Origin of the sequence: Tsuneonella flava, assembly GCF_002870965.1 — a bacterium.
In the GTDB taxonomy this organism is placed as follows: Bacteria; Pseudomonadota; Alphaproteobacteria; order Sphingomonadales; family Sphingomonadaceae; genus Tsuneonella; species Tsuneonella flava.
Map to the genome: position 1 here is coordinate 81,207 of NZ_PHSO01000007.1, position 19,224 is coordinate 100,430.

General features: G+C 64.1%; 20 protein-coding genes and 1 pseudogene. 7 read left to right on the forward strand and 14 right to left on the reverse strand.

The features are described 5' to 3' along the window. Nucleotides 1-18 precede the first annotated feature (18 nt). From CV013_RS15890 to CV013_RS16075, 3 genes are all read left to right on the forward strand, one after another. Nucleotides 19-300 carry a hypothetical protein gene (locus CV013_RS15890; RefSeq protein WP_232806601.1) on the forward strand — a complete coding sequence of 94 codons (282 nt, stop codon included), beginning with the start codon at nt 19-21 and terminating at the stop codon, nt 298-300. 90 nt (nt 301-390) lie between these two features. Next, nucleotides 391-1,035 carry a PLP-dependent aminotransferase family protein gene (locus tag CV013_RS12600; protein ID WP_408057057.1) on the forward strand — a complete coding sequence of 215 codons (645 nt, stop codon included), beginning with the start codon at nt 391-393 and terminating at the stop codon, nt 1,033-1,035. Then, a complete protein-coding gene (locus CV013_RS16075; protein ID WP_102156052.1) occupies nt 1,032-1,271 on the forward strand; it encodes an integrase core domain-containing protein in 240 nt (79 codons plus the stop codon). Before CV013_RS12600 ends, CV013_RS16075 begins: the two co-directional genes overlap by 4 nt. Before the next feature lie 192 nt (nt 1,272-1,463). Here CV013_RS16075 and CV013_RS12610 read toward each other — a convergent pair whose 3' ends face one another. Genes CV013_RS12610 through CV013_RS12620 form a run of 3 tightly spaced genes read right to left on the reverse strand, consistent with a single transcriptional unit; the run spans nt 1,464 to nt 5,964 of the window. Beyond that, nucleotides 1,464-2,831, reverse strand: coding sequence for an efflux transporter outer membrane subunit (locus CV013_RS12610; RefSeq protein ID WP_102156053.1), 1,368 nt, complete (start codon nt 2,829-2,831; stop codon nt 1,464-1,466). Further along, nucleotides 2,831-4,780 (reverse strand): MacB family efflux pump subunit, encoded by a 1,950-nt coding sequence (locus tag CV013_RS12615; protein WP_102156054.1) that lies wholly within the window; start codon nt 4,778-4,780, stop codon nt 2,831-2,833. The genes CV013_RS12610 and CV013_RS12615 overlap by 1 nt, the downstream gene beginning before the upstream one ends. Further along, nucleotides 4,780-5,964: an efflux RND transporter periplasmic adaptor subunit gene (locus CV013_RS12620; protein WP_102156055.1), complete on the reverse strand. Its 1,185-nt coding sequence runs from the start codon at nt 5,962-5,964 to the stop codon at nt 4,780-4,782. The genes CV013_RS12615 and CV013_RS12620 overlap by 1 nt, the downstream gene beginning before the upstream one ends. Nucleotides 5,965-6,094: 130 nt before the next feature. Between CV013_RS12620 and CV013_RS12625 the strand changes: the two genes are divergently transcribed. Further along, entirely contained in the window at nt 6,095-6,775 is a 681-nt protein-coding gene (locus CV013_RS12625) for a response regulator transcription factor (RefSeq protein WP_190276536.1), read from the forward strand. Next, nucleotides 6,772-8,070 (forward strand): HAMP domain-containing sensor histidine kinase, encoded by a 1,299-nt coding sequence (locus tag CV013_RS12630; RefSeq protein ID WP_102156056.1) that lies wholly within the window; start codon nt 6,772-6,774, stop codon nt 8,068-8,070. Before CV013_RS12625 ends, CV013_RS12630 begins: the two co-directional genes overlap by 4 nt. On the opposite strand, the gene CV013_RS12635 is transcribed toward CV013_RS12630, so the two are convergent. From CV013_RS12635 to CV013_RS16080, 3 genes are read right to left on the reverse strand one after another with little or no spacing between them, the layout of a single operon-like run. Beyond that, nucleotides 8,060-8,608: a GNAT family N-acetyltransferase gene (locus CV013_RS12635; RefSeq protein ID WP_102156057.1), complete on the reverse strand. Its 549-nt coding sequence runs from the start codon at nt 8,606-8,608 to the stop codon at nt 8,060-8,062. The two genes, CV013_RS12630 and CV013_RS12635, sit on opposite strands and share 11 nt — an antisense overlap. After that, nucleotides 8,605-9,141 (reverse strand): TolC family protein, encoded by a 537-nt coding sequence (locus tag CV013_RS12640; RefSeq protein ID WP_223805306.1) that lies wholly within the window; start codon nt 9,139-9,141, stop codon nt 8,605-8,607. The genes CV013_RS12635 and CV013_RS12640 overlap by 4 nt, the downstream gene beginning before the upstream one ends. Continuing rightward, entirely contained in the window at nt 9,081-9,281 is a 201-nt protein-coding gene (locus CV013_RS16080) for a hypothetical protein (RefSeq protein WP_408057051.1), read from the reverse strand. The genes CV013_RS12640 and CV013_RS16080 overlap by 61 nt, the downstream gene beginning before the upstream one ends. Before the next feature lie 75 nt (nt 9,282-9,356). Here CV013_RS16080 and CV013_RS12650 point away from each other — a divergent pair. Next, a pseudogene (locus CV013_RS12650) lies at nt 9,357-9,503 on the forward strand (IS5-like element ISRhru5 family transposase); the annotation flags it as partial. A gap of 9 nt (nt 9,504-9,512) precedes the next feature. Here the strand turns inward: CV013_RS12650 and CV013_RS12655 are convergent. From CV013_RS12655 to CV013_RS12680, 5 genes are all read right to left on the reverse strand, one after another. Further along, on the reverse strand, nt 9,513-9,995 hold the full coding sequence (locus CV013_RS12655) for a hypothetical protein (RefSeq protein WP_123639971.1): 483 nt from the start codon (nt 9,993-9,995) through the stop codon (nt 9,513-9,515). A gap of 31 nt (nt 9,996-10,026) precedes the next feature. Further along, complete coding sequence (gene lpdA / locus CV013_RS12660) at nt 10,027-11,439, reverse strand: dihydrolipoyl dehydrogenase (RefSeq protein WP_102156060.1); 1,413 nt, start codon at nt 11,437-11,439, stop codon at nt 10,027-10,029. A gap of 497 nt (nt 11,440-11,936) precedes the next feature. Then, nucleotides 11,937-12,317: an acyl-CoA thioesterase gene (locus tag CV013_RS12670; RefSeq protein WP_102156062.1), complete on the reverse strand. Its 381-nt coding sequence runs from the start codon at nt 12,315-12,317 to the stop codon at nt 11,937-11,939. Next, on the reverse strand, nt 12,314-12,844 hold the full coding sequence (locus CV013_RS12675; protein WP_102156063.1) for a hypothetical protein: 531 nt from the start codon (nt 12,842-12,844) through the stop codon (nt 12,314-12,316). Before CV013_RS12675 ends, CV013_RS12670 begins: the two co-directional genes overlap by 4 nt. Beyond that, nucleotides 12,841-14,181 carry a pyruvate dehydrogenase complex dihydrolipoamide acetyltransferase gene (locus CV013_RS12680; protein ID WP_102156064.1) on the reverse strand — a complete coding sequence of 447 codons (1,341 nt, stop codon included), beginning with the start codon at nt 14,179-14,181 and terminating at the stop codon, nt 12,841-12,843. Before CV013_RS12680 ends, CV013_RS12675 begins: the two co-directional genes overlap by 4 nt. 131 nt (nt 14,182-14,312) lie before the next feature. On the opposite strand from CV013_RS12680, the gene CV013_RS12685 reads away from it, so the two are divergent. Further along, nucleotides 14,313-14,765 carry a universal stress protein gene (locus tag CV013_RS12685; RefSeq protein WP_102156065.1) on the forward strand — a complete coding sequence of 151 codons (453 nt, stop codon included), beginning with the start codon at nt 14,313-14,315 and terminating at the stop codon, nt 14,763-14,765. 94 nt (nt 14,766-14,859) lie between these two features. Here the strand turns inward: CV013_RS12685 and rnr are convergent, their stop codons facing one another. From rnr to CV013_RS12700, 3 genes are read right to left on the reverse strand one after another with little or no spacing between them, the layout of a single operon-like run. Further along, a complete protein-coding gene (gene rnr / locus CV013_RS12690) occupies nt 14,860-17,184 on the reverse strand; it encodes a ribonuclease R (RefSeq protein ID WP_408057052.1) in 2,325 nt (774 codons plus the stop codon). Between the two features lie 21 nt (nt 17,185-17,205). Continuing rightward, complete coding sequence (locus tag CV013_RS12695; protein WP_102156067.1) at nt 17,206-18,576, reverse strand: M28 family peptidase; 1,371 nt, start codon at nt 18,574-18,576, stop codon at nt 17,206-17,208. Nucleotides 18,577-18,614: 38 nt separating this feature from the next. Then, nucleotides 18,615-19,196 carry a DUF805 domain-containing protein gene (locus tag CV013_RS12700; RefSeq protein ID WP_102156068.1) on the reverse strand — a complete coding sequence of 194 codons (582 nt, stop codon included), beginning with the start codon at nt 19,194-19,196 and terminating at the stop codon, nt 18,615-18,617. Nucleotides 19,197-19,224 lie beyond the last annotated feature (28 nt).

Consider the following 19,224-nt stretch of genomic DNA (forward strand, 5'->3'; position numbering starts at 1 on the left):
GACGGTGGTGGGATACTGATGATGCGGCGTAACATAGACGACCCGTATCGACGGATCATGCGCCAGTGCCCCTTCGAGGCCGTCGATGGACATGCCACCCTCATCCACCTCGATCGGAACGACCTGTACGCCGGCAGCCCTGAACGCGGTGATAGCGAGCGAGTAGCCAGGATTTTCAACGGCAATCGCCATGTCAGGAACGGCAATGGCTTGTGCGGCAAGAAACAGCGCCATCTGGCTGCCCAGCGTCACCTCAGGTCGTGCGACGCGAAAGACAGGCCACGCTCGGCGGCGAGATGAGTCCTCAAGGCTTTGCGAAGCGCAGTGGTCCCGCGCGAATCATCATAGCCGAGCGAGGACAATGCCTTCTTACGGATCAGCCCGCGCCGGATCGACTTTGGCGCGATCCGCGCCATTGCCGATGACGTGGGGGTCTGGCTGATGGCCGATGTCGCCCATTATGCCGACCCCATCGTTGCCGGGCTCTATCCCAACCCGGTGCCGCACGCCCATGTCGTCACCTCGACCATGCACAAGATCCTGCGCGGCCCGCGCGGCGGCGTGATCCTCAACAACGATCCGGAACTGGGCAGGAAGATCGACAAGGCGGTGTTTCCCGGCACGCAGGGTGGCCCGCTGATGCAGGTCATCGCCGCCAAGGCGGTCGCCTTCGGCGAAGCCGGAAATGCTGCGTTCGAAGACTATGCGCGGAGGGTCCGCGACAACGCCCGCGCATTGGGCGATATGCTAGTCGATGGCGGGCTGCGCCTCGTCACCGGCGGCACGGACTGCCATTTGCAACTCGTCAACCTGCGCCCGTTTGGCATCGGCGGGCAGAGCGCCGCCGACCTGCTCGAAAGCGCTGGGCTGACCAGCAACAAGAACACGATCCCGTTCGACCCGCAGCCCCCGTCAGCCCCGTCTGGCATCCGGCTGGGCTCGCCAACAGGCACCACGCGCGGGTTCGGGGAGGCGGAATATAAGCTGATCGGGCAGACGATCCTCACCCTGCTCGATGCCGCCCGGAAGAGGTGATCGCCTTTGCAAAAGCACTGCCTGTCTTCACCAGCATCGCCCATGCCCGCAAGGAACTGGAAGCCTGGCGACACGGCTACAACCACTCCCGGCCCAACTCGAGCCTCAGGAACAGAACACCGGCCGAGATCGGGACAGGATCAATCGGCAAACCGTATTGGGGGCATGTCCCCAATACGGTTGTTGCCATCACGCCCAACGATGGGCATCAAAACGACCCAAGGCTCTACTCGTAACTGGTAGAAACTTCGGGCCAGACCAGAGCCCTAGTGCGTCCACCGTTTTTCCTTTACAATAAAGATCTTACGTCGATTCCGCCGACTAACTTGAGCCGCGGGAGTCTCTCACTGTGACCATTTTTGTGACCTGGCCGCTGCGCACATAAGTTATGAACATCGGCACATGCGCGATCCGTTCCCATTCCCACATCACCGCCCGAAGCCTCCGCCCAGCGCCTGATACAGCGTCACCTGGTTCTGCAATTGCGCGAGCTGGTTGGCTGACAAAGCGAGATCGGCGCCGCGGCGGCGCTCCTGCGCGTCGAGCCAGGCTCGCAGGGCCACGGCCCCGCTGCGGTAGCGGACTTCGTAGAGGTGTTCGGCATTGACGGCTGCATCTCTGGCGCGGCCTAGCGCTACGCCTTGCACCGCCAATTCGGCTCGGGCGGAGAGCGCGGTTTCAACCTCGGCCAGCGCTCCATAGAGCGACTTGCGGAACAGGATTACCGCCTCCTCATAGCGCGTGCGGGCGATCTGCGTCTCGAAGCGCATGGCATTGACGTTGAGGAAGGGCAGCGTCAGCCCCGCCCCGAGCGTGGCCACGGGATTGGTCAGCAGATCGAGAAGGCCGCTGCTCGATGTGCCCAGCGCCCCGGTCAGCGTAAGCGCCGGGTAGAAACTGGCCCTTGTCGCGTCGGCGCTCGCAAGCGTGCTCCGCAGCCGCAATTCGGCGGCGCGCAGGTCCGGGCGGCGGCCGAGCAGGTCGGCAGGCAGTCCGGCGGCAACCTCCGGCAGCGGCGCGGACCTCAGCGCCTGCGGTTCGTCCGGCGGGACCGGGCCGCCATCGAGCAGCACCATCAGCGCTTCGCGCATCTGCACGCGTGCCTGCCGTAACTCGGCCAGAGCGGCCTCCTGCGCGGTTACGGTCTGCTCGACCTCATGCAATTCAAGCGCCGAAAGCGCGCCCGCCTCGTACTGCGCTTCGACCAGTGACTGCGTCCGGCGCGCATAGGCCAGGCTTTGCTCGCCCAGAGCGATGCGCTCGTTCGCCAGCGCGATTTGCCAGTAAAGCGAGGCCGTGGTGCCGACCAGCGTGAGGAAAACGCCGTCGCGATCCTCGGCGGTGGCCTCAGCCTCGAAGCGGGCCGCATCCCGGCGCGCATCGAGGCGACCGAACAGGTCCACCTCCCACCCAAGGCCAACCGATGCGGAGGCGCTCTCCGCAGACTTGCGAGCGGAGCCAGACAAGGGTTGCGACAATCCGGTGCTGAGCGAGCCGTTCGGGATCGGCATCAGCGCGTTGCCGGCGAGCCTTGCCTCCAGCCGGGCGCGGCGCACGCGGATCGCTGCGGCGGCGAGGTCCGGATTGCAGGCGATGGCGCGATCGACCAGCGCATCGAGCGCCGGATCGCCAAACTCATGCCACCATTCGTCCCGGCGCACCGCCGTCTGCCTTGCGGGCGTCTGATAGGCGAAGGTCGCGGGAAGCGGTACTTCGGGCTGCACATAGGGCGTTGCCGTGGCGCAGCCAGCGAGAAGCGCGCTGGCGATCATCAGGGACAGGGCTGGTTTCATCATCAGTCTCTTGCCAGCGCCTCGACCGGATCGAGCCGGGCGGCGTTGCGAGCGGGGAGGAAGCCGAACAGGACGCCGATGCCGGTCGAACATGCAAAGGCGAGCAGGATCGGCGGCAAGGTAAACTCCATCGCAAACCCGCTCCCGGTCAGGCGCACAACCAGTCCGATCAGCAAGGCCAGCAGCACGCCGACCGCGCCGCCTATCAGGCAGACCAGCACGGCTTCGATCAGGAACTGCTGCAGGATGTCGCCCTGCCGTGCGCCGACCGCCATCCTCACGCCGATTTCACGGGTTCGTTCGGTGACCGAGACGAGCATGATGTTCATCACCCCGATCCCGCCGACCACCAGCGCAATCACCGCGATGGAGGAGATCAGCAGGGTCAGCGTCTGGCTGGTCTGCGTGATCGCCTTGCGGATCTGGTCGGAGTTGAAGATGAAGAAGTCCTGCGAACCATGGCGGCGCGTCAGCAGCGTGGTTACGGCCTTTTGCGCGGCGTTGCTGGTCACATTGTCGGCGACGCGCACCGTGATGCTTTCCAGATTTGTGCGCCCGGTCATCCGCGTCGCGGCGGTGCTGTAGGGAATGTAGACATTGGCGCTGGAACTTCCTCCGCCGCTTTGCGAGGGGCGCAGCACGCCGATCACGCGCACAGGCACTTTGCCGAGCAGGATGGTGGCACCAACAGGAGCTGCGCCGTGCGGAAAGAGCGTGGAGCGGGCCTTGCTTTCGATCACCGCCACTTGCGCGGTGCGCGCCACCTCGTCCTCCTTGAACAGCGTGCCCTGCGCGACCTTGAAGCCACGCACGCGGAAGAAGCCTGCCCCGACCCCGTTGACCTGAGCGGTCGCGGCGATGTTGTCGCGCCGGGCGGTCACGCTGGCCGAAACATTGGGCGATACGCTGTCGATATAGGTCTGCCGGGCCAGCACGCGTGCATCGCCCTCGCTCAGGGTCTGGATCGAGGCGGCGCGCAGATCGCCAAAATCGCGCCCCGGAAAGATGTCGATGGTGTTGGTGCCAAGGTCGCTGATCTGCGCCATCACCTTCGCTTGCGCACCATTGCCGAGCGCCACCACCGAGACGACCGAAGCGATGCCGATGATGATGCCGAGCATCGTCAGAAACGTGCGCATCGGGTGCGCCGTCATGGCCAGCAGCGCCATGCGGAAGGCCTCGCGGAACCGGTCCACCATGGCCCGCCACGGCACTGCCGAGGGCTGCGCGGCCTGCGCCAGCTCCTGCCGCCGGGGTGGCTCGCGCGTGGCGCGGTCGGCGACGATCACACCGTCGCTGATCTCGATGATCCGGTCCGCATGTGCGGCAACGGCCATGTCGTGGGTCACGAGAATGATCGTATGCCCTTCGGCATTCAGCTCCTGGAGGATCTGCATAACCTCCTCGCCGCTCGCGGTGTCGAGCGCGCCGGTGGGCTCGTCGGCGAGAATGATCGCGCCGCCGTTCATCAAGGCCCGCGCGATCGAAACGCGCTGTTGCTGACCGCCCGATAGCTGGCCCGGCAGATGGTGTGTGCGCTCGCCCAGACCGAGACGCGCGAGCAAGGCCAGCGCCCGCTCGCGCCGTGCGGCAGGATCGCGCCCGGCATAGATCGAGGGCACCTCGACATTGCCCACGGCGGAAAGGTCGGACAGCAGATGGTAGCGCTGGAAGATGAAGCCGAAATGCTCGCGCCGCAGCGCCGCCAGCTCATCGGGTGCTAATGCGCCGGTGTCTCGCCCCTGCACGCGATAGGACCCCGAAGTCGGGCGGTCGAGGCAGCCGAGAATGTTCATCAGCGTCGACTTGCCCGAGCCCGACGCGCCGACGATGGCCACCAGTTCGCCCGCGCGGATCGTCAGGTCGATATCCCTGAGCACGGCAATGGTGCCCTCACCCGCCGGGAATTCACGGCGCAGCGCTGTGGTCTCGATGATCGGAGCACTGGTCATCAGAAGCCCATCTCCATACCCGCATCGGTTGCAGGTTCGTCGACCGCTTCGGCGATGACGACCTTCTCGCCCGGTTTGACGCCTGAGAGCGCGACCGCATTGGTATCGTCAGCGATGCCCTTGCGGACCTGCCGCGTTTCGATCTGGCCGCTCTGGTCGACCACGCGCACCTGATAGCGGCCATCAGCCCCACGTTCTCCGAGCGCCGCAAGCGGAATCATTACCGCCTTGTGTGCCCGCGCGAGCAGCACCGAGACCTGCGCGGTCATTGACGGGCGTAGACGTCCTTCGGGGTTGAGCACATCGAACAGGGCGTTGTAGTAAATCGCAGCGGTTCCTGCCGCAGCGCCGCCCGTTGTGCTGGCAGTGCTCTCCGTGGCAATCGACTCCGGCGCAGGCTCGATCTGGTCGATCCGCGCGTGATAGCGATGGTCGGGGACGCCCAGGGTAGTGAAGCTCACCGGCTGACCGACCCGCACTTTCTCCACGTCGGCTTCCGATATCTCGGTCCGCACGGTCATCACGTCGAGGCGCGCGAGCATGACGATCGTCGGTGCTGACTGGAACGAGTTGACCGTCTGCCCCTGCTTCGTGACAACCGCGACGATGGTCCCGTCCATCGGCGCCACGATGCGGGTGAAGCCGAGGTTCAGGCGCGCTGTCTCCACCTGGGTGCGGGCCTGGACGATCTGCGCGTCCAGCGCGCGCAGCTCTCCGCGAACGGCGGTCAGCGCAGCCTCGGCAGCCTCGTGATCGGCACGCGAAGTGGCGTCGGCGGCAAGCATTTCTTGCTGACGGCGATAGGCCAGCTCGGCCTGCACCAGCGCGCCTTGCCGCGAGGCTTTCTGCGCGACCAGCGATTGGACTGCGGCCTCGGCGTTGCGCAGCGCCAGCCGTTGCGGTGCGGGATCGATCTCGGCAATCGGGTCGCCCGCCTTCACCCGCTGGCCGAGCTCGACGTAGAGCTTCGTAACCTGACCGGAGACCTGCGCGCCCACGCTCACCAAATCCTTGGGGCGGAGCTTGCCGGTCGCGAGCACGGTCTGCTCGATATCGCCCACCGTCACCTCGGCTGTGGTAAGACCTTCGGTGGCGGATGGGCGCGCGGCGAGCCACCAGCCAAGCACCGCAAGGACGACAATAGCGGGAAGACCAACGAAGAGAAAAAGGCGGCGTGATGTCATACGCTGTCTTATGGCAAGCGGCTCGGCTCCCGTGGGTAAGATGATCGTAAGCGAAGCGAAAAGATTGCGTAAAGATAGCTGACATCGCGCGCGCGACCTTCCAGCGTCGTTTGCAACCAGAGGATGAGATGTGACCAACCTGCTGCTGATCGACGACGACGCAGACCTGAGCGCGATGCTATGCGAGTATCTCGCCGCTGAGGGCTTTACGCTCACCGTTGCCGGCAATGGCGAGGACGGCGTTGAGCAGGCGCTGACCGGGCGCTTTGAGGCGGTGATCCTCGACATCATGCTGCCGCGCATGAACGGCATCGAGGTTCTGGGCCGCATCCGCCAGACCAGCCAGGTTCCCGTCCTGATGCTCACCGCGCGGGGTGACGATATTGACCGCGTGATCGGGCTCGAGCTTGGCGCGGACGACTATATCGCCAAGCCCTATTATCCGCGGGAGTTGCTTGCCCGGCTGCGCGCGGTGCTCCGGCGAACGGGCGGGCCGGGCGCCATCGGACCTTTGGCATTCGGCCAACTCATGCTCGATCCCGCCCGGCGCGATGCGCGGTGGGATGGACGCTCGATCGAGCTGACCGTCACCGAGTTTGCCCTGCTGGAGGCCCTGATGCGTGCGGACGACATCGTTTCGACCAAGGACGAGTTGTCGCTGGCCGCGCTCGGTCGGCAACGACAGCGCTACGACCGTAGCATCGACGTCCATGTCAGCAATCTGCGTCAGAAGCTCGCTCATGCCAGCGATGGCGCGGTCGAGATCGAGACCATTCGCGGCGTCGGCTATCGTCTGGCGGTGGCGCCGTGAAGCGCCGGTTGTTCTGGAAGATCTGGCTGGGGTTCTGGGCGGCTTACCTGCTGCTGACAACCGGCCTGTGGTCCTACTGGTCGCTGCAGCCATTCCCCTATCAACCTGACTGGGATCCCCCTCACGCGGCAGGCACTGCACTCGTGGAGGCAGCGGCGAATGCGCTGGAGCGGGGCGGCCCGCCCGGCTTGGAACAGCAGATCGCAAACTGGCCCGCCGCCTATCGCGAGCGCCTGACAACTGACCCCCTCGCTAGCGATTCCTGCGCCCCCACGGTAGACCCACGCGCCATCGCGCGAGCGGCGAACGACTATTGCCTGCGCTATGCACTGCCGCCGTTGACCGATGGCGATGAGGACTGGGTGTCCACCGTCGCACCGCCCGATTACCTGATCGCCATCGCTCTGGCGGGCCTGGCCTTCAGTGCTGTGCTGGCGGCCTATCTGACCTCCCCTATCCATCGCCTGCAGGCGGGCTTCGGCAGGCTCGCGCAGGGGGATTTGTCTGTCCGGCTCGGGCCGACGATGGGCCGCCGCAAGGACGAAGTGGCGGATCTGGCCCGCGATTTCGATGCCATGGCCGAGCGGCTTCAGGAACTCGTCGACGCACGCGACCGCCTGCTCCATGATGTCTCGCACGAGCTTCGTTCGCCGCTGGCACGGATGCGGCTGGCCGCTGACCTGCTACGCCGCGATCCCGCCCGTCTCGAAACCTCGCTCGATCGCATCGACCACGAGGCCGATCATCTCGACGCGCTGGTGGGAGAGCTGCTTACCCTCGCCCGGCTGGAAAGCGATGCGGGCCCGAGCGAGGACTATTTCGATCTGCTTGAGGTCTTGCGGCTGGTAGTGAATGACGCTCAGTTCGAAGCCGAGGCTCAGGGCGTGACCCTGAATGTCGAGCTACCTGCGGATAGCAGCGATGATGAGTGGCTGATCCTCGGAAGCGGCCAGCTCGTTCATCGTGCCTTCGAGAACATCCTGCGCAATGCCTTGCGGTTCTCGCCTCAGGGCCTCGCCGTCCACCTCACACTTGCGCGCACTGGCACAGGCTGCTGCACCGTCACGGTGGATGACGAGGGACCGGGCATCGCCGAGGGCGAGGCAGCGCGGCTGCTGCAGCCGTTCGTGCAGGGGGCGAACCAGAGCGGCGCGGGCTTCGGTCTCGGGCTAGGCATTGCCCGCCGCGCCATCGCGGCCAGTGGCGGATCGGTGACGCTGGCGAACCGTGCCAGCGGCGGCTTGCGCGTCACGATCACTCTGCCTCTGGTGCAGAGCCGATGGCTCAGCGCGTGATCGGTGAGCTTGGCGGCCATTCCTTGCGCAGAATGGCATATTGCATCGTGTTCTCGTAGATCGGCTCTCCGCTGGCGTCGGATGTGAACGACACGAACTCCACGAATAGCCCTTCCTGACGCATCCCCAGCCGTTCGCACAGACGCCGCGATGAGGCATTGTGGTCCTCGACATAGGCATAGAGCCGCCGCGCGTTTCTCGCCATGAACAGATCGGCAAACAGGGCTTTAGCCGCCTCGTAAGCATAGCCCTGCCCGGCGAAATCAGGGTTGAAATTCCACCCGACCGAAACCGTATCCTCCTCTGGCATGGCAAACAGGTCGCCAATCATCTGGCCTGCCTCTTTCAGACAGACGGCAATGTGCTCGTCGCTCTGGCTTCGCTTTTCCGCTTCGGCTTGCGCCGCTTCGAGGCTGTCCAGCTTCAGCGACAGGAAACAGCTCGCCACAGGCTCCTTCAGGTAAGCGAAGAGATCGGCGGCATCTGCCTTGCGAAACCCTCGCAGGACAAGCCGTTCCGTTTCGATAGTTTTGCTCATGGCGTTTCCTCCTGCGCCCCATATTCCAGCAAGCCGCCACCAAGAGCGCGGTAGAAGCCGATGGCGTTCGACAGGTTCTCGCGTTCGAGTTCAAGCAATGCGCTGCGTACCGCATAGTCGTCCCGCTGAGCATCGAGCAATTCGATCCGTCCGTAAACGCCCGCACGGTAACGCAGGTCGGAAAGATCGACGCGCCTTGCTGCGCTGTCGACCGCCTGCCGCTGGGCGTTTAGCTGCCGCTCGAAGGTCGCGCGCCCGGCAAGGCCATCAGCGACCTCTCGGAAGACCGACTGGATCGCGCGTTCGTAGCTCGCGATTGCCACCGACTTGCGGACCTCGGCCAGATCGAGATTTCCGCGCAGCTGCCCGCCCTGAAAGATCGGTGCGGCGAGCTGCGGTGTGAACGACCATGCGCGGCTGCTCCCATTGAACAGGCTGTCGAGCGCGAGGCCCGAAAACCCGAATGCCGCTGTCAGCGACAGGCGCGGGAAGAAGGCCGCGCGGGCGGCGCCGACGTCGGCATTCGCGGCCACCAGCGCGTGCTCGGCCTCACGGATATCGGGGCGGCGGCGGAATTGCGCTGCCTGCTATAACTTCCCATCGCCTCGGCGGCAGGGAGCATGGCCCCACGCTGTATCCGGTATTGCGCGCGCGCCGCCTCGACATTCAGCACCGCGATCCGCAGATCCCCACTGTCGTTCAGCGCCAGCGCGATCAGGCAAAGCAACGGTTTGCCTTCTCAGGCTGGCTCTACCGGCAGCGCAATCTCGTCGAGCGCTTCTTCAACCGCATCAAGCACTTCCGAGGCATCGTCACTCGCTACGATAAGTGCCCTGAAAACTACCTCGCCGCCGTCAAACTCGTATGCACCCGCATCTGGTGCGCCGCGTTATGAGGCTACGGCCTAGTATCTGGTGTTAGCGTCGCTTAGCCCCCATGCGGCTGTCGAAGTGACCAGGCGGTAAAGCTCAGAAAGAAAGCCATCCGCCTTGTACGGCGTGTAGAACAGGTAGCCCCCGGCGTTGAGGGCAGCATAGTGCAATCTGTTCAATTCGTCGCGGTTGTAGTTGACGAGGTTGCCGTCTGGGAACTGCAAGCTTGTACGCGCCCCGGCAGTGTTGAATGCAGAAGCAATCGCCCTGCTCACTCCATCCATCGCCTGCGTGGTCGAGGTCATCCGGCCGAGCACATCGTAGGCAAAGCTGATGCCATCGCCGCTGGCGCTGTCGAACCGGGCATAGAGCGGGCGGCCCATCAGATCGTAGCCGTAATAGACATCGCGCGTATGGGTGGAAGACAACCCGCTGCGTTCCGGCACCACTTTGCGGGTGAGGCGGTCCAGTGCATCGAGCGCGCGCGGGTGGAGAACTCGGCGGCGGGTCCGCACCGCCACCACTCCCCCGCCGCTGCGCAGCCGATCAGATGTGCAGCGCACGCCCATATGCGGCCAGCACGCTTTCGTGCATCGATTCGCTGATCGTCGGGTGCGGGAACACCGTTTGCATCAGTTCCGCCTCGGTCGTTTCCAGCGTCTTGCCAACGACGAAACCCTGAATCATCTCAGTCACTTCCGCGCCGACCATATGCGCGCCGAGCAGTTCGCCGGTCTTCGCATCGAACACCGTCTTGGTGAAGCCCTCGGCTTCGCCCAGCGCGATGGCCTTGCCGTTGCCGATGAACGGGAACATGCCGACCTTCACCTCATGCCCCGCCTCTTTCGCTTTCGCTTCGGTCATGCCGACGCTGGCGATCTGCGGGTGGCAATAGGTGCAGCCAGGGATGTTGTTGCGGTCGAGCGGGTGGGGATGGACATCCTTGTTGCCCAGTTCCTTCGCAATCGCTTCGGCGGTGGTCACCCCTTCGTGGCTGGCCTTGTGCGCCAGCCAGGGGCCGGGCGTGCAATCGCCAATAGCCCACAGACCCTTTGACTTCGTGCGACCATAGGGGTCGATCTGGATGAACCCGCGGTCAAGCTCGACCAGCTTCTCCAGCCCGACATTCTCGGTATTGGGCACGATGCCGATGGCAACGATCACATGGCTGAATTCGCCATCGACGATCTTGCCATCCTTGCCCTTGATCTTCGCTTTCACGCACGACTTGCTGACGTCGATCGCTTCGACACCGGCTCCGGTCATCACTTTGATGCCCTGTTTGGTCAGGCTCTTCTCAAGGAAGGCGGAGACATCGGCATCTTCCACCGGCACGATCCGGTCGAGCATTTCGACGACGGTCACGTCAGCGCCCATATCGTTGTAGAAGCTGGCGAATTCGATGCCGATTGCGCCGCTGCCGATTACCAGCAGCTTGCCCGGCATTTCCTTCGGCGTCATCGCATGGCGATAGGTCCACACCCGCTCGCCATCGGCCTTGGCAAACGGCAGGTCACGCGCACGGGCGCCGGTGGCGACGATCACGTGTTTGGCGGTGAGCTTCTCTTCGCCCTTGTCGCTCTTCACGGTCAGGCTGGTGGGGCCGGTCAGAGTGCCTTCGCCCATGTGGACGGTAATCTTGTTCTTCTTCATCAGGTGGGTCACGCCCTGATTGAGCTGTTTGGCGACACCGCGCGAACGCTTCACCACCGCTTCCAGATCGGCCTCGATCGCACCGGCGATTTTCAGGCCATAATCCTTCGCATGTTGGGCATAGTGGAGGATCTCCGCCGAACGCAGCAGCGCCTTGGTCGGAATGCAGCCCCAATTGAGGCAGATACCGCCGAGGTTTTCCCGCTCCACAATCGCCGTTTTCAGCCCCAGTTGCGCGCAGCGGATCGCCGCGACATAGCCGCCGGGGCCGGAGCCGAGCACGATCACGTCATATTGGTCAGCCATTCAATTCCTGCCTGTTTCCTGATTTCGCCGCATCGAAAGCAACACATCCGGGTGACGCTCGATGCATTTTTGAAAAGTGTGACTTTCGCCCGCCCGCATCCGTAAATCGCCCGTTTTGGAGCGCGCGAGTGTGGACTTTGCCGGGCCGCGATCCGCCGCCAGGTGTGACTTTCGCCGCGTCGCCCTGCCCGCACTGCTGAAAGCCGCCGAAAGAAGTGCCGTTGTACGCATCGCGGGCAGAATGCCATCGCCAGCGGGCTGTAGGAAAGCGATCGATGCGTTTGCCGCGCAGCATCGACCATAGCCGCCGCTCTGCATCGGTCGGCTTTCGCCGCATACGTTTCGCCAGAGGGAGAAGGTCGCGCCTGCCCCCTCTCCTTCCCACACGCTGTCGCGTGCGGGCCCCTTCCTCTCCCGCGAGGGGAGAGGAGGTTGGTCCATCTTTAAGCCCCTCTCCCCTTGCGGGAGAGGGGTTGGGGAGAGGGGGAACGCTGTCGTCAAAGCGCCGCTTCGCCCACCGCCCGGGGGCGGTTGTTGTCATCGAGCAGCACGAATTTGAATGTCCCGCTGCACACTCTGGTGGTCGCTTCGCCATTGCGTTCGCGGGCGATACCTTCGGCATCGATCGTCAGCGAAGTATTCCCGGTGGCGCGGATATCGCAATATATGCTCAGTTCGTCGCCCACTGCCATCGCGCCGGGAAATGCGAAATCGGTGGCCGAGACGACCACGGCCTTGCCCTGCCCCACCCGGCTCGCCAGCGCGCCTGCGCCGAGCGCCATCTGGCTCATCAGCCAGCCGCCGAACACCCCGTCATACGGGTTGGTATCGGTCGGCATCGCCGTGACGCGGATGAGGGGATCGCGTATCTCGCTCATGATGCGCGCCGCAGTTCCAGCGTGACACCGTCGAACCAGCGAACGATCAAGGTATTGTCACCTTTGAGTTGCAAGGTCGGCTCTCCATTCATACCGGGCGGGCCGAATGGTTCTCCATCCGCGCAGGTCAGCACGACCCCGCCAGAGTTTCCATTCTCGCTCGGGGCCGGATTGGCACATACCAATTGAAAGGACGAATAGGAGGCGGGATCGCTGGCAAGCAAGGGACCGCTCCAACCGGCAGAGTCACGGTCGATGCTGAGGCGCAGCCCCTTCATCGCCGCAAGTTGTGCATCGCCAAACGCCTGCACTCTGCCTGCGGGATAGGTCAGATGTGCCGCGACGACTTCCCATTCCCCGTAAATCGCCGCCTGAACCGGCTCGCCTGTTGCAAGGGCAGCAGCATCGCGCCGGTCTTGCGCGATCTGGCTGGGCGCATCGGATGCGCTGCCGCCCGGCGTGGCGTTATCGGCACAGGCGGCAATCAGCAGCGCACCCGCCACCACTGCCGCTGTCCGATAGATCATGCCACCAGCCCCAGCGGCGCCTCGCACAGTTCCTTAAACACCTTCATCAGTTCGGCCCCGTCGGCACCGTCGATGGCGCGATGGTCGAAACTGCCCGTGGCGCTCATCACAGTGGCGACACCCAGCGCATCGTCGATCACCCACGGGCGCTTTTCCCCTGCGCCAACAGCCAGGATCATGCCCTGCGGCGGGTTGATGACGGCATCGAATTGCTTGATGCCGAACATCCCGAGGTTCGAAAGGCTGGCGGTGCCCCCCTGATATTCGTGCGGCTGCAGCTTCCCGTCGCGCGCCTTGCCCGCCAGTTCCTTCATCTCCGTGCTGATCGCACTGATCGATTTGGCACCGGCATCGGTAACGATGGGCGTAATCAGCCCGCTGGGCGCAGCGACTGCGACAGAGATATCGGCCCGGCTGAATTTCCGCAGTTCGTCGCCCGCGAAGCTGACATTGCACTTGGGCACCTGCACCAGCGCCCTGGCCAGCGCCTTGATCAGCAGATCGTTGACCGACAGCTTCACCCCTTGCGGTTCGAGCGCGGCGTTGAGTTCCCCGCGCAGCTTGAGCAGAGCATCGAGCCGGACATCGACCGTGAGGTAGATATGCGGGATCGTCTGCTTCGCTTCGGTCAGGCGGCGCGCGATAACCTTGCGGACATTGTTGAGCTTTTCCGCTTCGTAAGGAATGCCGAAATCGGGCACCGATGCGGCGGTCGCGGTCGGCGCGGGGGCCGATGCGGTGGCTTGCGAGGGCGCGCTGGCGCTGTCCGCCTTTGTCGAAGTGCCCGGAGTGGCCCCTTCGACATCCGCTTTCACAATACGGCCATTGGGGCCGGAGCCAGTGACGGCGGACAGGTCGATTCCCTTCTGTTCCGCGATACGTTTGGCGAGCGGCGAGGCGATAACGCGGTCGCCATCGGCCTTAGGCGCAGTGCGCGCGGCGGGAGCCACCGCTTCGCTCTGTTTCGCGGGGGCCGACTCGGTTTTCTTTGGATCGGTTTTCTTCGGCTCGGCTTTCTTCGGCGCTTCTTTCTGCACCGGGGCTGCTGCTGCTTCCTCCGGTTCGGCAGAGGCAGCCACTTCGCCTGCATCCTCGCCATCGCCTGCCAGCAGGGCGATCACTGTGCCGACCTTGACGCCTTCACTGCCTTCGGGAATTTCGATCTTTGCAATCGTACCTTCGTCAACCGCTTCGAATTCCATCGTCGCCTTGTCGGTTTCGATTTCGGCCATGATATCGCCAGCGGAAACGGTGTCCCCTTCTTTCACCAGCCATTTGGCGAGAGTGCCTTCCTCCATCGTGGGGGAAAGTGCGGGCATCTTGATCGGCGTCGGCATAGGGATTGGCAGTCCTTCGCTTTGGTATGCGGTTTACGTTACGTCGCTTTGGCCCAACGCGCCGTTTGGGGCAAGGTTCTTGCCCTGAATACGATTTCGGCAGATACCTGCACGCCAGAGAAGGAGCATCGATGCGCGTATATCTCGTTATCATGGACGAAACGCCCGAAGCGGAAAAGGCGCTGCGTTTTGCATCGCGCCGGGCGATGAAGACGGGCGGCAGTGTCCACATTCTGGCAATCGTACCGCGGGAAAACTTCAATGCCTTCGGCGGCGTTCAGGCCACTATCGAGCAAGAGGCGATCGACCGCGCCGAAGTGATCGCCAACAGCGCGGCAGGCAGTATCTTTGCCGAGAGCGGCAAGATGCCCACGATCCTTGTCCGCAGCGGAGATGCCCAGAAAGTTATCCGTCAATATCTGGACGAACACCCGGAGGTGGCTGCGCTGGTGCTGGGCACCGCGGCAGAGGGCGGGCCGGGCCCACTGGTCAGCTACTTCAGCGGCCATGCGGGCGCCCTGCCCTGCCCGGTCTATCTGGTGCCCGGCATCTTCACGGAAGAGGATATCGACCGCCTGGCGTAGCGGGATCGGGCGAATGGGCGGCGGCGGGAGATCGATGGATTGCCGCGCCACTCCGCTCGCTCCTCGCAATGCCGAATGTTAGAGAGCGCGTCCGTTACCGTTTGCGCCCCTGATGGCGGATATTCTTCGGCCGCCCGCGCTGGCCCTGCATATGTTTGCCCCTTGGTTTGCCCGACCGTTTCGGATCGGGCCGTCCGCCACGCGGTTCGATAGTACCTTCGCTGTCGGGCAGTTCGAACTTGAGCGCCCCGGTCAGCGCATTCGCCTCCGCAAGACGCAGCTTCAGCTTATCCCCCGGCGCATATTTCGTGCCGCTGTCGCCGCCGATCAGCGTCTGCGACGCCTCGTCATACGCGAAGTATTCGCCGCCGAGCGTGGATACAGGCACCAGCCCATCGCCCCCCAGCCCCAGGATCGTGGCGAAGAAGCCGAAGCCCTGCACCCCGGTTATGCGCGTGTCGAACACTTCACCGACCCGGCCCGAAAGCCACGCGGCGACATAGCGGTCGATCGTCTCCCGCTCCGCCTCCATCGCGCGCCGCTCTGCCTGACTGATGGCATCGGACACTTTCGACAGATCTTCCCGGTCGCGGTCCGACAAGCCAGAGACTGGTGGCAGCGCCCCCTTCGGCGCAGGCTGTTCCAGATGAAACGCATCGACCAGCGCGCGGTGCACCAGCAGATCGGCATAACGGCGGATCGGTGAGGTGAAATGCGCGTAAGAGCCAAGCGCCAGCCCGAAATGCCCGGCATTGGCAGGACCGTAATACGCCTGCGTCTGGCTGCGGAGCACCGCCTCCATCACTTGCGCCTTCTCGTTGTCGTCGCCCACATCTTTCAACATGCGGTTGAACAGGCTGGGCGTAATCACCTGACCCAGCGCGAGGTTATGGCCGAAAGTCTTCATATAATCGCGCAGAGCGATCAGCTTTTCCCGGCTGGGCGGTTCGTGAATGCGATAGACCACGGGCGCAGTCTTGCTTTCCAGCGCCTTGGCCGCCGCGACATTGGCCGCGATCATGAAATCTTCCACCACCCGATGCGCGTCGAGCCGTTCGCGGACAGCGATTTCCGCGATCTTGCCCGCTTCATCGAGCACCACGCGCCGTTCGGGCAGGTCGAGATCGAGCGGATCGCGCGCCGCCCGCGCATCGGCCAGCAGTTTCCACGCACCCCACAGGTTTACCAGCCATTCGGGGGCTTCGCCGGCATCGATCTTCGCCTGAGCATCCTCGTAAGCGATATTGTGCGCGATGCGGACCACAGCGCGGGTGAAGCGCCACTTGGTCACTTTGCCTTGCGGAGAGATACGGATGTGGCATGCCATCGCCGCGCGATCCTCGCCTTCCTTCAGCGAGCAGACATCGGCGCTGAGCACTTCGGGCAGCATCGGCACCACCCGGTCAGGGAAATAGACCGAATTGCCCCGCTTGCGCGCTTCGCGGTCCAGCTTGCTGCCGGGGCGGACATAGAAGCTGACATCGGCAATCGCGATCACTGCGCGATAGCCGCCCTCCCCATCGGGTTCGGCCCAGATCGCATCGTCGTGGTCGCGCGCGTCAGCGGGATCGATGGCGACAATCGGCAGATCGCGCAGATCCTCGCGATTGTCGTGCGACAGCGGCAGCTTCGCCGCCAGTTCGCCTTCGGCCAGCACATCATCGGGGAAGATATGCGGGATACCGTGCTTGGCGATGGCGATCAGGCTGAACGCTTTGGGCGCCAGCGGATCGCCCAGCACCTCCACCACTTTCACCCCGGCACGCGGCGAACGGCCCGCCGGTTCCGCGATCACCAGTTGCCCGGCCTCCGCTCCGCCCAGATCGGCAATCGGAGACGAAGTGCGGACCCGCTTGTCCACTGGGGCCAGCCAGCCTTTGCCGCTCTTGTCGATTTCCACTACGCCCATCAGCCCATCGGTGCGGGCGGCCAATTTCTTCATCGGATGGGCCGTCCACCCGCGCCCGGTTTCCTCGGTGCGAGCAAGGATGCGGTCGCCCACTTTCAACGCGGCCTGCCGCGCTTTCTTGCCCCTGGCCTCTACCACACGCAGGCGCGGCGGCGGGCTGGCATCGTCGGGGCTCCACGCATCGGGGATCGCGAAAGCTTCGCCATCTTCGATTTCCAGCACCCGCAACACAGTCACTTTGGGCACTCCGCCCATCCGGTGATAGGCGGTCTTCTTGCCGTCGATCAGCCCTTCTTCGGCCATATCTTTCAGCAGTTTCTTGAGTGCGATTTTCTCCTGCCCCTTCAGCCCGAACGCCTTGGCGATTTCACGCTTGCCCGCCGGGGTGGGCGAGGTCTGGATGAATTCGATCACTTGTTCGCGCGTGGGCATTCCCGGCTGAGGGCGGGAAGACGGGCGCGATTTGGGAGAGCTGGATTTCGGAGTGCTGGGTCTGGGAGTGCGGGCCATTTCAGCCGCCTACGCCATTCGTTACTCCGCGTCATCCCCTGCCAGCGGGTGATACCCACCGCCGGGCACAGCGCTGGCGACCGGACTTTCGCTACCATCGGCCGCAACCGAGCTGACACCGAAAATCCAGTCGTCGCCACGCACACCTTCCAGTTTCGCACTGGTGGCCACGACATTGGCGATGACCGGCTTCGCTTCCCACGCGGGCTGATCGGACCGGCGGCGCCATATCGAATAGGTTGCCGCACCCGGCACAGCATCCCATTTTATTGTAGTGAAAGTCTGCACAGCGGCCTTCGCCACCGGGCTGGGCGGCATCGGAGCGCGGGCAAGCCGGTCGAGCGCGCGCACGTTCAGCCGGGTCACATTGGCGAGATAGGGAAAATCCATCGCATCGATGGTGTCGCCATAGACAGTGCCATTTTCCGTCCGCAGATCCTGATGCTGCCTGTCGTAATTCTCCACCGAGACGGAGAAGCGCACTGCGGGAAAGCCGTGTTCGAGAAACGGAATCTGGTCCCCGCCCCGCCCCATCCGGTCTGTGCGCCATACCTGCCGCACTGCAAAACCATCGCCATCGCTCGCGGCCAGTCCGGCCAGCCAGCGCGAGATATTGCGGCCGGGGCTGTCGTTCTCGCCTCCGTCGCGCCGCTGAGCGGCCCGTGTCTTGTCGTCCAGATCGGCGCGCGGCCCTTCGGAGAATACCCGTACATGCGCCGGATCGCAGAACCCGTCTGACCCGCACGAATTGCCAACGATGTCATTGTTGAGCACGGCCTTGACCGTCCAGCCCTGTTTGGCGGCATAATCGGCCAGTAGCTTGCCGCCCAGCAGCCCCTGTTCCTCCCCGGACAACAGGGCATAGACGATAGTGGTCGGATATCTGTGCCGCGACAGCACCCGTGCCGCTTCCAGCGCCAGCGCGGTGCCGCTGCCATCGTCGTTTGCGCCGGGGGCATCGCTGGTGAAGTCCATCACGTCGGACACCCGGCTATCGATATGCCCTTGAACGATTACCACTTCGTTGGGCCGTTCGCTGCCGCGCTGGATAGCAATCACATCACGCAGCCGGGTCGGTTCGGGCACGCGCGGTCCCTGCACAGTGGTTTCAGGCATCACCACAGTCAGGCAGCCCCCGCAGGCTTTCGCATAGCGTTCGAACTCAGCCGCGCCCCAGTTGAGCGCCGCACCGATCCCGCGCCGGGGATCGGTTTGCGACGACAGAGTATGCCGCGTGCCGAACCCGACCAACGTTTCGACGCTGGCGCGCAACTGTTGCTCGGAAACCTGCCCCTCTGGCCCCGCCGATGCGCCATCCTGCGCGGCCAGCGGCCCGGCGGTGAAACAGGCAACGATCAGCGCGGCAGACGCGGTCCAGCGAGTTGTTTTCATAGAGGACTTGTCGCGCAAGACCCCGACGCTGGCAAGGGTCAGGCTGCCGGCGGTTCGCCCCAGCGGTTGGTTTCGGGCTGCGACTTACGCACCCCGAAGCCGATCAGCAGAACCAACGGCATCCAGCCCAGCAGGCTTTGCAAAGCGCCCGACTGTGGTGACTGTTCCAGTGCATCTGCCGATGACGCAGTCACCGCCTGCGTCATTGCGGCGACGGTTTCGGGAATACTGGTCACTGCAATCACGGCACTCGCCAGCAGGCAGCCCAGCGGCAACAATACAAACCAGCCCGACAGACCGGTATCGTGCAAACGACGGACAAATGCCGCGCCGAGCAGGATTGCGTTCAGCGCGCTGATTGCGACCGAACTCCACACCAACATGCCCACTTGCCCCGACATGCCTTGCGCGACCGCCGCTTCTATTGCGGCCTGATCGCCCCCCGGCCCGGTCTGAATCGCCGCATCGACAGCAGTCATCGCCATTGGGATGCTGATCACGATCGTCGCAACGATATTCAGTACGGCCACCGCCAGTACCCAATACCAGAACGGCGGCCGCGCCTGTCGCCCCCCGAAATCGCTCAGATGCGACAGGTTATACTTGATCGCTTCCAACATCGTTTATTCCCCCTCAAACGACCTGATT